This is a genomic window from Rhodoferax sp. (assembly GCF_030646845.1).
Classification (GTDB): Bacteria; Pseudomonadota; Gammaproteobacteria; order Burkholderiales; family Burkholderiaceae_C; genus Rhodoferax.
This window is the reverse complement of record NZ_JAUSLE010000003.1, coordinates 102,025-114,271: the sequence shown is the minus strand read 5'-3', so window position 1 is coordinate 114,271 and position 12,247 is coordinate 102,025. Positions and strand designations below refer to the sequence as shown.

Genomic DNA, 12,247 nt, shown 5'->3' with positions numbered 1-12,247 from the left:
AAGTGGCAATTTCTTCATCAACCAGGCAAAAACCGTTCTGGCGGGCCGACTGGTTCACCAGCGTGTTGGTGGTGGCTGTCGTGACCGTGCTTCATCTGGCGACTGACCTGGTCGGCGCGCTAGAGCGCCGCTTCTACGACGTTGCCAGCACGATCGTGTCGCCCCAGCCCGCCGGTCAACTTGCCGTTATTGCCATCGATGAGCAGAGCATTGCCAGGCTCGGCCACTGGCCTTGGTCCCGTGATATCCATGCCCGACTGATTGACCAGTTGGCGGCGGCCAAAGCACACACCATTGTTCACACGGTCTATTTTTCGGAGCCCCAGCTTGATCGTGGCCTGAGCTTTATTCGCAGAATGAAGGAGGTACTGGCCACCACCGCGGATGCCGCCAGCCCGCCATCTGTGGCCCAAGAGCAGTTGGCGCGGCTCATTGCCGAGGCTGAAGCGGCGCTCGACACCGACGGCCAGTTGGCCGCCAGCATCAAGAGTGCCGGCAACGTGATCATCCCCTCGCATTTCACGCCAGGGCAAAAACCGATCGAAGGCCTGGAGACAGCCGCCGCCGGGGTCGGGCATTTGAGTTGGCAACCGGATGCCGACGGGATCGTGCGGCAGGAAGCCCTGCTGGTGAACCACAATGGCAAAGCGATGCCGTCGCTGGCGCTCCTGGCCGCGGTCCGAAGCCTCAATGCGACCCCGGCCGATATCAGGCTGCGTGAGGGTGACTCCGTGCAAATCGGCAAGTTGCGCATCCCGACGGCCGGGGATGCGCGCATGCTGCCGCGTTTCTACAAAGGGCGCAGCGGGAATCCGGCGTTTGCCCTGGACTCGTTTGAGGATGTGCTTTCCGGAAAAATCCCTGCCGCCAAGTATGCGGACAAGACGGTTGTGATCGGCCTCACGGCAGCAGGCCTGGTGACCCCGTTCGCGGCGCCCGGAAATCCCGCGCTGTCGCCGGCAGAAGCTGTTGCCCACATCACTTCCAGCATTCTGGGCGGGCATTTCATTGTCCGGCCGGCCTGGGGCGATTGGGCGACGCTGGGTGCGCTCCTTCTGGTGTGCGCCTACGTCATCGCGGTATTGCCCCGCCTGTCCACGGGAGCGGCCGCCCTACTCACCGTCCTGTTTCTCACTGGTTTATTGGGGGTTGAATTCGGCCTGCTGGCAGGTGCGGCCCTGTGGCTCAAAATGGTATTCCCGGCGGCAGTTCTGGTCCTTGCGCATCTGGCATTGACCAGTCAACGGCTCTTGTCGAGGCCGGTGCGCGAGCCCGAGTCTGAGCAGGCGTCGGCGCAGACCAGCCGGATGATGGGGCTCGCCCTGCAGGGTCAGGGCCAACTCGACCTCGCGTTTGACCGGTTTCGCCGTGTGCCCATGGACGACGCCGTCATGGGCGATTTGTACGGACTGGCACTCGATTTTGAGCGCCAGCGCCAGTTCAACAAGGCCGACGCTGTATACGAACACATGGCGGCCTATGACGGGAGCTACAAGGACCTCAAAGCCAAGGTGGCGCGGTCGCAGCATCTGCCGTCAACTGCTTCTTTGGGCCGCTATCAGGTTGAGAAGGAGATTGGCAAGGGTGCCATGGGGGTCGTGTACCTGGGCAAGGATCCGAAAATCGGTCGGGTCGTGGCCATTAAAACCATGGCCTTGGGCCAGGAGTTTGACGGCGCGGCCCTGGTCGATGCCCGCGAGCGCTTTTTTCGTGAGGCGGAGACGGCCGGGCGTTTGCAGCACCAGAACATCGTCACGATATTTGATGCCGGCGAAGAACATGATCTGGCGTATATCGCCATGGAATTCATCAAAGGCGCAGACTTGGTGAGCTGCTGCAAGGACGGCCAGTTGTTACCGGTGCCGACGGTACTCTCCATCGTGGCGCGGGTAGCGCAGGCACTGGCCTACGCGCATCGGCACAATGTCGTGCATCGCGACATCAAGCCGGCCAATATCATGTATGAATCCGGGAGCGACACGGTGAAGGTCACTGACTTTGGCATCGCACGCATCACTGATTCAAGCAAGACCCGCACCGGCCTGGTCCTGGGCACGCCCAGTTTCATGTCGCCCGAACAACTCGCCGGTAACAAGGTGGATGGCCGCTCGGATCTCTATTCGCTGGGCGTCACGCTGTTCCAACTGCTCGCGGGCGTGCTGCCATTCCGGGGTGACTCTATGGCCGAGTTGATGGACAAGATTGTCAAGCAGGATGCTCCTGACATTCGTATCCTCCGCAAGGACTTGCCCGAAGGGCTGGCAAAACTGGTGGCCGTGTTACTCCGCAAACGACCAGAAGCCAGATATCAGGATGGGGACCAGTTGGCCCGGGACTTGCGGGCGGTATTATCGGGTGGCAACCCAATCGACCTGGAACCACAGCCCGAAACACCATGAATTACACATTCTGCGCGCAAACCGATCCAGGCCAGCTCCGGGAAAACAACGAAGACTCAGTTGCGTTTGATGATGCCACGAACGTGGCTGTCCTCGCTGATGGCATGGGGGGCTATAACGCGGGTGAGATTGCCAGCGGCATGGCCACCGCGTTTATCAAGTCTGAATTGGCCCGGTGGCTGTCCGAGGCTGGCGAGCACGCCAATGCCGGACAAATCAGGCGCGCCATCGAGATCTGTGTTGACAATGCCAACCGCTCGATCTTCAATGCATCGACCGCCAACCCACAGTATTCGGGCATGGGGACAACGCTGGTCGTCGGCGTCTTTCAGGAAGCGCGGCTGATGTTGGGGCATATCGGGGATTCGCGCTGCTACCGCTTGCGTGGCACCGAGTTGTTGCAGATCACGAAAGACCACTCACTCTTGCAGGAACAGATGGACGCCGGGTTGTTGACGCCTGAGCAGGCCGCACTGTCGCCAAACAAGAATCTGGTGACGCGGGCAATGGGCGTCGAAAGTGACGTGATGCTGGATCTCAATGAGCATCATGTTGAGGCGGGTGATATCTACTTGATGTGTTCCGATGGACTTTCTGACATGATGGGCGACGCGGCGATTGCGCGTATTCTGCAAAATGGCGCGTCGCTGGAGAAGATGGCAGCAGATTTGGTTTCCGCGGCCAATGAAAATGGTGGGCGGGATAACATCACGGTATTGTTGACCCGGGCGGCGAGTGCGCCTGAGAGGCGCGGGTTAATATCCAGATTGCTTGGAAAATAGCAGGCTTATGAAATTTCCAATAACAAGTTTCAGGAACAGGAGTCGGTCATGCCGAAAATGATCGTGTCGATCGACGGTGTTGTCATCAAGGAAGTCCAATTGACCAAAGACCGGACAACCTTGGGGCGGCGACCCTATAACGATATCGTGATCGACAATCTGGCCGTGAGCGGCGAGCATGCCGTGTTGCAGATGGTAGGCAGCGAAGTCTATCTGGAAGATCTCAACAGTACCAACGGCACCTACGTGAATGGCAAAGCTGCCAAGAAGCAGTTGCTTCAGAACGGGGACTCCGTCGAGGTGGGCAAGTACAAGATCAAGTTTGTCAATGACGTCGCAGGCGACGGTTTTGAGAAGACCATGATGTTCAAAGCCGGTTCTGCTGGGTTGGCACCTGGTTCGACAGCGCCATCGGGCGTCCCGTCCGGTTTCGGGGGTCTCTCCGGGGGCGCGGATGCTGTTCATGCAGCGATCAAGGTCTTGTCCGGTGCGGCGGCCGGCCGCGAGGTGCCCTTGACCAAAGTGGTGACCACGATCGGTAAACCCGGTGTGGCGGTCGCGGCGATTACGCGCCGCCAGCGCGGTTTTGTCGTGCACCACGTCGAAGGCGCAGGCAACCCGGCGCTCAATGGCGCGCCGATCGGGACGGAACCGGTTGCGTTGAAGAATGGGGACCTGATCGAGCTTGCGGGTACCCAGATGCAGTTTGTTCAGGCCTGACCATCGATACAAGGATGTATCGATTGTTGCGGGCGGGTCAGGAGTTTGATTTGTGAGTGCAGTGATGAAACCCGCAGGATCAGAACAAAGTTCCGAACAGGCCTTTTTTGAGTCCCAGAAGCTGCCTGCCGAAAAACGGGGGATGACATTTGAGGCGCTTTTTTACAAGCAGCTGCAACTTGTCACCGCCCGCATTCATGAAACCGAAAATCTTGAGCAGATCATGCTGGAGGCCAGCCAGGATATCTGCAAGTTGTTCAATGCGGATCGCCTGACGCTGTACGTCGTCAATGATGACCAGTCCGCCATTGTTTCCAAGGTTAAAACTGGCCTGAACAGCAGCCGCGACCTCCGCTTGCCGATCACGCCGCAAAGCATCGCGGGGTACGCGGCCTTCAGCAAGCAGCTGCTCAACCTGCCAGACGTTTACGACGACGACGCGCTGAAGCAGATTCATCCAGCCCTGACCTTCCTGAAAGAAGTGGACAAGCGCTCGGGTTACCGGACCCGTCAGATGCTGGTGGCGCCCATTCTGGAGGGGAGCCGGCTTCATGGCGTGCTGCAGGTCATCAACAACAAGAACGATCAGCCCTTTGGTGACCTTGAAGTCGAGGGCGTGTTGCAGCTGTGCAAGACGCTGGCCACCGCCATTCGGCAACGTGTGCAGAAGGCTGACGACGGCGGGCGACGCAAGGCGACCAAATACGATGGTCTGGTGGCGGATGGCGTGATGACGGACGAGGAGCTTCAGCAGTGCCTGCAGGAAGCGCGCCATGACGGCAAGCCCGTTGAGCATGTCCTGATGGCGCAATTCAAGCTGCGCCCCGCCCAGATTGGCCCCTCGCTGGCCAAGTTCTTTGGTGTCCCGTACGAGCCGTTCAATGCGGGCCGCATTCGTTCAGAAATGTTGCACGGCTCGCTGAAGCGCGAGTTCATTGAAGAGGAGGGCTGGATTCCGCTGGAAGAGTCGCCCGAGGGCCTCGTCATCATGTGTGTGGACCCGGAGGCCGTGCGCGGCTCCCGGGTGGTGCCGCAGGTGTTCCCGCGCACCAACCGGTTCGCTTACCGGGTGACTACCCAGACCGAGTTTGCGGAAACACTGGCGCAGATATTCGGCGCAGGGGTTGAAGGCGGGTCCATTGACGAGCTGCTGGCCGACATGGATGGCGCTCCCATGGATGACGGCAGCAATGACGACTCGCTGGAGTCGGCGGCAGCCGACAATGAACTGGTCAAGTTTGTCAACAAGGTGATCATCGACGCCTACCACCAGAAGGTCTCCGACATTCACATTGAGCCGATGCCGGGCAAGCTCAAGACCGGCATCCGGTTTCGTATTGACGGCACGTTGATGCCTTATATCGAGGTGCCAGCGCATTTCCGCCAGGCCATGGTGACCCGATTGAAGATCATGTGCGACCTCGACATCTCAGAGCGCCGCAAGCCGCAGGACGGCAAGATCAAGTTCAAGAAATATGGCCCGATTGACATCGAGCTGCGGGTGGCCACCATTCCGTCGGCCGGCGGTGTCGAAGACGTGGTGATGCGAATCCTGGCCGCCGGTGAACCGATTCCGCTGGACAAGCTCGGTCTGACCCCGCATAACAAAGAGCGGGTGGTGCGGACGATCGAGAAGCCCTACGGCTTGTTTTATGTGTGTGGTCCGACCGGTTCTGGCAAGACCACCACGCTGCACTCCATCCTCAAGCACCTGAACACGCCAGATACCAAAATCTGGACCGCGGAAGACCCGGTCGAAATCACGCAAAATGGGCTTCGCCAGGTCCAGATCAACCGCAAAGCCGGCATCGACTTCGCGTTGATCATGCGGGCCTTTTTGCGGGCCGACCCCGACATCATCATGGTCGGTGAATCGCGCGACAAAGAAACGGTGGCCATGGGCGTGGAAGCCTCGCTGACCGGCCACCTGGTGTTCTCGACCCTGCACACCAACTCGGCGCCCGAGTCCATCACGCGCTTGCTGGATATGGGCATGGACCCTTTCAACTTCGCGGATGCCTTGTTGGGCATTCTGGCGCAGCGGCTGGCCAAGAAGCTGTGCGACTGCAAGGAATCGTATGTACCCGACGGCTCGGAGCTGAAGCGGTTTTTGGCCGAGTACGCTGAAGAGCTACGGCATTCCAAGGCCTGGAAGGCCGACTATGAAGGCGAAACCCAGAAATTGCTGGACAGCTGGGTGGAGGCCTATGGCCTGGACGGGCAACTCAAGTTCTACCGCCATGTTGGCTGCGACAAGTGCAACAAGACCGGCTACAAGGGGCGCATTGGCCTGCACGAACTGCTGATCGCCGATGACGACATCAAGAAGCTCATCCAGGAGCGGGCCCGCGTAGCCGAGATCTTTGCCGCTGCCGTGGAGGGTGGCATGCGCACCCTGAAGATGGACGGCATGGAGAAAATCATGATGGGTCTGACGGATATCAAGATGGTCAGGTCGGTCTGCATCAAGTAAGTGACCAGAATGGGCTGACAAAAATGTCACGCCTGGGTTGAAAGCAGACAAGAGACGTCACATTTTCCCGTGAATCAGGCGATTTCCTCAGGAAAACAGGCAAATTCGAGGCTTGGAAGGCTTGGCACAGAATCTGCTGAGTACAAGTGTCCCATTGTCGGATCTTGTTTTTTCACTAAGGAGCTATTCATGAAGCGTTCTATGCAAAAGGGTTTTACCCTGATCGAATTGATGATCGTGGTTGCGATTATTGGTATTTTGGCTGCGGTGGCGTTGCCTGCTTACCAGGATTACACCGTGCGTGCCAAGGTGTCCGAGTTGATTCTGGCGGCTTCCGCTTGCCGCACCGGTGTCACTGAATCGGTCCAGACTTCGCAAACGGGCTCACTCCCGACTGCTGGCAACTGGGGCTGCGAGTCGTCCACGACCACGTCCAAGTATGTCGCCAAGGTTCAGACCAACGCCAATGGCGCTATTTTCGTAGTGGGAACAGGCACCACGATCAATCCGAACATACCTACCGGTGCTGGCGTGATCTTGGCGCCAAGCGTTATGCCTCCAGTGGCGGGCAATTCGGTCGCTGCATGGAACTGCGGCCCAAGCGCCGCTCCCAATCCGGTGATGCCAGCCAAATACTTGCCGGGCTCTTGCCGTGACACCACTGTGGGTACCCAAACCACTTTCTTGCCTTAATAAAGTTGAGGCAAGCGCGGAGTTTCCCTCCGTCTTCCAAGGGGCTCGCTTGAGCCCCTTTTTTTGTTGCTGGGATATATGTTGAGCTCAGGCAGGACTATGGTCGAGTTCCCCTGCCGGAGGGAGACTGACAGACGGACAATAAAACTGTCATCCGAGCCTTGTTCAGTGACTACGATGGTCACGCGTCGCACGAAGAGGAATAAGCGATCTTCAGCGTGACACTCAGTTTTCCAAGTCGGTAGGACGAAGCGTGTCACCGAACCAATCGACCATTCATGATCAAATATATTGCGCTGTTATGCCTCGCTGCAAGCTGGATGATGCCGCTCCACTTTCTGCCCTGGGTCAGCTGGCATAGCGAGTGGTTGTCATTTTTCGCAGCACTGCTATTGGCATGGCGTGGTTTGTTTGAGGTCGCCAGAAAGAAGGACTCCGGGGCGCTGTGGTTCCCGGTGTCAACGCTGCCTATTCTCGCGTTGGGTGTAATTGCCGCGCTGCAGATGACCGTCGGTTTGATCACCTTTGCGGGTGATGCCCTGGTGATCGGGTTCTATTTGTTGCTGTGTATCATTTGTTTGAGCCTGGGGGCTGCCTACGGTCGACAGGCAGTTGCCGTGCAGGCCGGATCTGGAAAGACCGCAAGCGACCAGAGCGACGCCGCAGTGACGCTGATGGCATTTACGTTATTGGCGGCCGCATTCATGTCGACTGTGGTGGCATTGGCGCAGGTGTTTGACCTGTGGGAAGGCGCCAGCTGGATTAGCAGGATGCCGGAATTGCGCCGCCCGGGCGGCAATATCGGGCAACCCAACCAGCTCGCCACCTTGCTTTTGATGGGTATCGCCAGTCTGGTGTTCTTGTATGAGTCCAGGATGCTCCCCGCGCTTGCCGCAGCCTTGATCCTTTTTACCTTGACTATTGGCTTGGCGGCTACGGAATCGCGTACCGGCGTCTTAAGCTTTTTTATCCTGGTGTTTTGGTTCTATGCAAAACGCAGGGTGGTCGGTTTTCAGTTGAGAGCTTGGGTGATGGCGCTTTCGACGCTTAGCTTCTTATGTCTGTTTTGGCTATGGCCAGTATTGATCAGCGCAATGGAGATGTCGGGCAGCAGCGCGGCAGTGAATACGAAGCCTGGAACGCGTCTGATCGTGTGGCCTCAACTGCTTGACGCGTTGGAGCTACAGCCCTGGTGGGGCTGGGGTATTGGTCGGGTTTCGGACGCGCTCAACGCTGTGGCGCACGCTTACGCCACGAGTGAAGCGTTCACCTACAGCCATAATATTTTGTTGGATTTGGCTCTGGGTGTCGGTGTGCCGCTTGCTGCGGTTGGGGTGCTGATCACGGCTGTCTGGCTGTGGCGACGGATACGGGCTGTCAATCAACTGCTGCCTTGGTACTGTCTGGCGGTCACATTGCCGGTGGCGGTGCATTCAATGTTGGAGTTCCCGTTTGCTTACGCGTACTTTCTGGCCCCTGTGATGTTCGCGCTGGGCGCACTGGAGGGAATGACGGGGGGTAAACCGGCATTTCGCCTGGGCGTGAAACCAGTGGCAGCGATGCTGTCAATCACCACGGCAGTGATGGCCTGGTCTGTTGTTGAATACATGGCGATCGAAGAAGATTTTCGCGTGGTGCGCTTCGAGGCGCTTCGAATTGGAAAAACTCCGTCGAGTTATCAAAGGCCGCAGGTGGTCCTTTTGACGCAACTCGACGCGTTGTTAAGTGGGGGCCGAATCGTACCCAAGCCTGATATGACTGCGGCTGAATTGGATCTGGCCAAAAAAGTCGCGATACGTTTCCCTTGGCCAGCAACCCAAAATCGCTACGCACTATCGCTAGCACTGAACGGCCACCCAGATGAAGCAGTTCGTCAGTTGCGCGTTATGCGAGCACTACATGGAGAGCAGACATATGCGCAGATCAAAAAAAGTTGGGTCAATCTGGCAAACGAAGAATACCCTCAGCTTCGTGGTCTGAACTTGCCTTGACGCAACGCGGAGTGGGTCTGAACCGTGTGTCGGCACCTGCCTTTCAGTTCGCCCGCATTGAACCGTGCTGGTGCCGTTCGAGTCTGCTCAAATGCTGGAATGAAGTTAGTCGCCCTGTCAACCAGTAAGGCCCTCGTGCTGCTGGCTCTTGCGCTGCCGTGGCTCAACCCCTTCGCCATAGGCCCATCCCCGCCGGTCGTGCAAAGTCTGGTCACGCTGGGGTGTGTGGCCCTGGTGTTGCTGGCTTTTTCGTGGCGATTGGACGCGGACAGCTTGATCAAACAGTCGGCCGGGGCGTGGGTTGGCGTGGCCTTGATAAGCTGCATGATGGGCTTGCTGCAATACTTTGGTGTCGCACAGCTGCTGTCACCGTGGGTCAACAGTACCGCTCTGGGCGAGGCGTATGCCAACCTGCGTCAGCGCAACCAGTTTGCAGGCCTGACCAACATCGGGCTGGCGGCCTTGCTGTGGTGGGTTGCCCGTGCCCAAACTATTTCCACTGCATCTGATGGCACATGGCGTTCAACTCCCCTTAACTGGCCATTTGCGGCACCAGTGGCAGCTCTCCTGGCGATCGGCAATGCTGCGTCATCTTCGCGCACAGGACTAGTGCAGCTCGTGATGTTGGTGGCGATGGTCTTGAACTGGGGTGGCTGGCGGCATACTGATACGCGTCGCGTGCTGGTGGCCGCCACGTTGGCTTATTGCATCGCTGCATTGGCCTTGCCTGCATTGGCAGGCCTTGACCCAAAAGCCACGGGCATTCTGGCGCGCTTGCATGCCGGTGACCCGGTCTGCGCTAGCCGCCTGACGCTGTGGCGTAATGTGCTGCATTTGATCGCCGAAAAACCCTGGCTTGGCTGGGGCTGGGGTGAGCTGGATTTTGCGCACTTCATCACGCTCTACCCCGGTCCGCGTTTTTGCGAAATTCTTGACAACGCCCATAACCTGCCTCTGCATCTGGCCGTAGAACTTGGAGTTCCGCTTGCCTTGGCTGTTTGCGGTGGCGCGCTCTGGCTAGTGTGGCGCGCCAAACCTTGGCGTGAGTTTGACGCGACCCGCCAGATGGCTTGGGCTGTGCTGGCTGTCATTCTGCTGCACAGCATGCTGGAATACCCGCTGTGGTACGGGCCGTTCCAGATGGCGTTTGGGCTTTGCATTGGCTTGCTGTGGATGACTCCCCCGGTGCGCTCGGCCCTTGCGGCAAAAAAAGCAGATCCGAGCATCCATGAAAATCGGGCCCTGGCCCGTGGTATCCGTATTGTCGTAGCTCTTGTTTTGATGATGTTTACTGCCTATGCCGCCTGGGACTATCACCGCGTCAGCCAGATCTACCTGATTCCCAAAATGCGCTCAGAGGCCTATCGCGACAACACCCTGGCGAAGGTTCGTGACTCGAGGTTGTTTCAGAATCAGGTGCGCTTTGCAGAACTCACCACCACGCGGTTGACCATCGACAATGCGGCGCACATCAATGACCTCGCAAAGGCAGTGCTGCATTTCTCACCCGAACCGCGTGTCATCGAAAAGCTGATTGAGAGCGCCGTTCTGCTGGGGCGCGAAGAGGAAGCGTCTTACTACCTGGTGCGTTATCGGGCGGCATTTCCCGAAAGTCATGCGCGCTGGGAAAAGAAAAACGCGAATACACAAATGTGGCAGGGCGGTTTTTTTGGGGGGGAGAGCGACGCCCGCACCATGCAGCCGTGCCGCAGATTTTCAATGGGGCAAAAACCCCCTTTCCAATCAACGACCTAGGCAGCGTTGATGAAACTGCCCGACTTGCCGCCGTGCTTTTCCATCAGCCGGACGCCGGTGATCGTCATGCCGCGATCCACGGCCTTGCACATGTCATAAATGGTCAGCAGCGCCACCTGGACGGCGGTCAGGGCTTCCATCTCCACGCCGGTGGGGCCCACGGTTTCCACCGTCGCAGTGCAGAATATGCTGCTAACCGTCGCCGAATCGCCCTGAGTAGCTTCGAAATCAATAGCGACGCGGGTCAGAGCCAGCGGATGGCACAAGGGGATCAGGTCACTGGTCTTCTTGGCGGCCATGATGCCGGCAATACGGGCAATGCCCAGCACGTCGCCTTTCTTGGCGGTGCCGGCTTCGATGATCGCCAGTGTGGCAGGCAGCATTTCAATGCGGCCACCGGCCACGCCGATGCGGTGCGTGCTGGCCTTGTCGGCCACGTCCACCATGTGGGCCTGGCCCTGGGCGTCGAAATGGGTGAGAGAGCTCATGGGGATTTCGTTACAGTTGGAAAACCGTTGGCAAATGCCAAATTTACAGAACGTTCATATCAGCCATGCATCATACGACCATGCCAACCAGCAATGCCTTCTTCTGGAAAGACCGCCTCAAGGCCAGCGGGATTCATTTTGGCATCAGCCTGGTGATCGCGCTACTGGCCGCCCTGCTGGTGTTCGGACTCTGGTATCCCTACCCGTATCGGGAGATTTCGGGGGGGCGCGAATTGTTTCTGATCGTGGTGGCGGTGGACGTCGTCCTCGGGCCGCTGATCACTTTGGCGGTGTTCAACCGCGCCAAGCCCTGGCGCGAGTTGCGGCGCGACCTGGTGATGGTGGCGTTGATCCAGCTCAGTGGTTTGGGCTACGGCTTGTGGACGGTATTCGTCGCGCGACCGGTGCACATGGTGTTTGAATACGACCGTTTTCGTGTGGTGCACGCGGTCGATGTGCCGCTTGAGTTGCTGGCAAAGACACCGCCCGGCGTGGACGCATTGCCGCTTTTGGGCCCGACCCTGTTGTCGCTGCGCCCCTTCAGGGACAGCCAGGAAAAAATGAATGCGACCTTGGTGGCGCTGGAGGGCTTGTCCCTTTCCGCCCAGCCCAACTTGTGGCAACCCTACGCCGCCGCTATTCCCGAAATACTCAGGGAAGCCCGACCGGTCAGCGCGCTAAAGACCCGATTCGCCAACCAGGCCAGCGAGATCGACCGAGTCCTGGCGTCCACGGGACGAGCGCCGAAGGCGCTGGTCTACCTGCCGATGGTGGGCCGCAAATCGTTCTGGACCGTGTTCTTGGACCCGGTGACTGCCGAAGTGCTGGCCTTCATGCCACTGGACTCATTTTGATCAAGCTACTCAAATCAAATCGGGCTCTAGCCCTCGTCCATAAAGCGCGAGCAGCTATTTTTTTAATAGCGTTTGGTGTCGTCAGCCCGATT

At 58.4% G+C, this 12,247-nt stretch carries 9 protein-coding genes; 8 read left to right on the top strand and 1 reads right to left on the bottom strand.

Annotated features, from left to right (window positions below; all coding sequences use genetic code 11):
- Positions 1-2 precede the first annotated feature (2 nt).
- The 7 genes from Q7T10_RS00660 to Q7T10_RS00630 all read left to right on the top strand — a co-directional run bounded on the left by Q7T10_RS00660 (position 3) and on the right by Q7T10_RS00630 (position 10,813).
- Complete coding sequence (locus Q7T10_RS00660) at positions 3-2,399, top strand: CHASE2 domain-containing serine/threonine-protein kinase (RefSeq protein WP_304744784.1); 2,397 nt, start codon at positions 3-5, stop codon at positions 2,397-2,399.
- Positions 2,396-3,181, top strand: a complete 786-nt coding sequence (locus Q7T10_RS00655; protein ID WP_304744782.1) for a Stp1/IreP family PP2C-type Ser/Thr phosphatase — start codon at positions 2,396-2,398, stop codon at positions 3,179-3,181. Before Q7T10_RS00660 ends, Q7T10_RS00655 begins: the two co-directional genes overlap by 4 nt.
- Positions 3,182-3,229: 48 nt before the next feature.
- Positions 3,230-3,901 carry an FHA domain-containing protein gene (locus Q7T10_RS00650; RefSeq protein ID WP_304744780.1) on the top strand — a complete coding sequence of 224 codons (672 nt, stop codon included), beginning with the start codon at positions 3,230-3,232 and terminating at the stop codon, positions 3,899-3,901.
- A gap of 64 nt (positions 3,902-3,965) precedes the next feature.
- Entirely contained in the window at positions 3,966-6,374 is a 2,409-nt protein-coding gene (locus tag Q7T10_RS00645; protein WP_304744778.1) for a GspE/PulE family protein, read from the top strand.
- 189 nt (positions 6,375-6,563) lie between these two features.
- Positions 6,564-7,067 carry a pilin gene (locus Q7T10_RS00640; protein WP_304744775.1) on the top strand — a complete coding sequence of 168 codons (504 nt, stop codon included), beginning with the start codon at positions 6,564-6,566 and terminating at the stop codon, positions 7,065-7,067.
- A gap of 278 nt (positions 7,068-7,345) precedes the next feature.
- A complete protein-coding gene (locus Q7T10_RS00635) occupies positions 7,346-9,058 on the top strand; it encodes a PglL family O-oligosaccharyltransferase (protein WP_304744773.1) in 1,713 nt (570 codons plus the stop codon).
- Positions 9,059-9,157: 99 nt separating this feature from the next.
- Positions 9,158-10,813 (top strand): Wzy polymerase domain-containing protein, encoded by a 1,656-nt coding sequence (locus Q7T10_RS00630; RefSeq protein WP_304744771.1) that lies wholly within the window; start codon positions 9,158-9,160, stop codon positions 10,811-10,813.
- Here Q7T10_RS00630 and moaC read toward each other — a convergent pair.
- Complete coding sequence (moaC, locus tag Q7T10_RS00625) at positions 10,810-11,301, bottom strand: cyclic pyranopterin monophosphate synthase MoaC (protein WP_304744769.1); 492 nt, start codon at positions 11,299-11,301, stop codon at positions 10,810-10,812. The two genes, Q7T10_RS00630 and moaC, sit on opposite strands and share 4 nt — an antisense overlap.
- An 80-nt stretch (positions 11,302-11,381) precedes the next feature.
- On the opposite strand from moaC, the gene tfpZ reads away from it, so the two are divergent.
- On the top strand, positions 11,382-12,155 hold the full coding sequence (tfpZ, locus tag Q7T10_RS00620) for a TfpX/TfpZ family type IV pilin accessory protein (protein ID WP_304744767.1): 774 nt from the start codon (positions 11,382-11,384) through the stop codon (positions 12,153-12,155).
- Positions 12,156-12,247: the final 92 nt, after the last annotated feature.

Excerpts from the sequence above, each read along its gene's own strand:
- Q7T10_RS00655 (WP_304744782.1), top strand. The coding sequence starts at position 2,396 with ATGAATTACACATTCTGCGCGCAAACCGATCCAGGCCAGCTCCGGGAA.
- Q7T10_RS00650 (WP_304744780.1), top strand. The coding sequence starts at position 3,230 with ATGCCGAAAATGATCGTGTCGATCGACGGTGTTGTCATCAAGGAAGTC.
- Q7T10_RS00645 (WP_304744778.1), top strand. The coding sequence starts at position 3,966 with ATGAAACCCGCAGGATCAGAACAAAGTTCCGAACAGGCCTTTTTTGAG.
- Q7T10_RS00640 (WP_304744775.1), top strand. The coding sequence starts at position 6,564 with ATGAAGCGTTCTATGCAAAAGGGTTTTACCCTGATCGAATTGATGATC.
- Q7T10_RS00635 (WP_304744773.1), top strand. The coding sequence starts at position 7,346 with ATGATCAAATATATTGCGCTGTTATGCCTCGCTGCAAGCTGGATGATG.
- Q7T10_RS00630 (WP_304744771.1), top strand. The coding sequence starts at position 9,158 with ATGAAGTTAGTCGCCCTGTCAACCAGTAAGGCCCTCGTGCTGCTGGCT.
- moaC (WP_304744769.1), bottom strand. The coding sequence starts at position 11,301 with ATGAGCTCTCTCACCCATTTCGACGCCCAGGGCCAGGCCCACATGGTG.
- tfpZ (WP_304744767.1), top strand. The coding sequence starts at position 11,382 with ATGCCAACCAGCAATGCCTTCTTCTGGAAAGACCGCCTCAAGGCCAGC.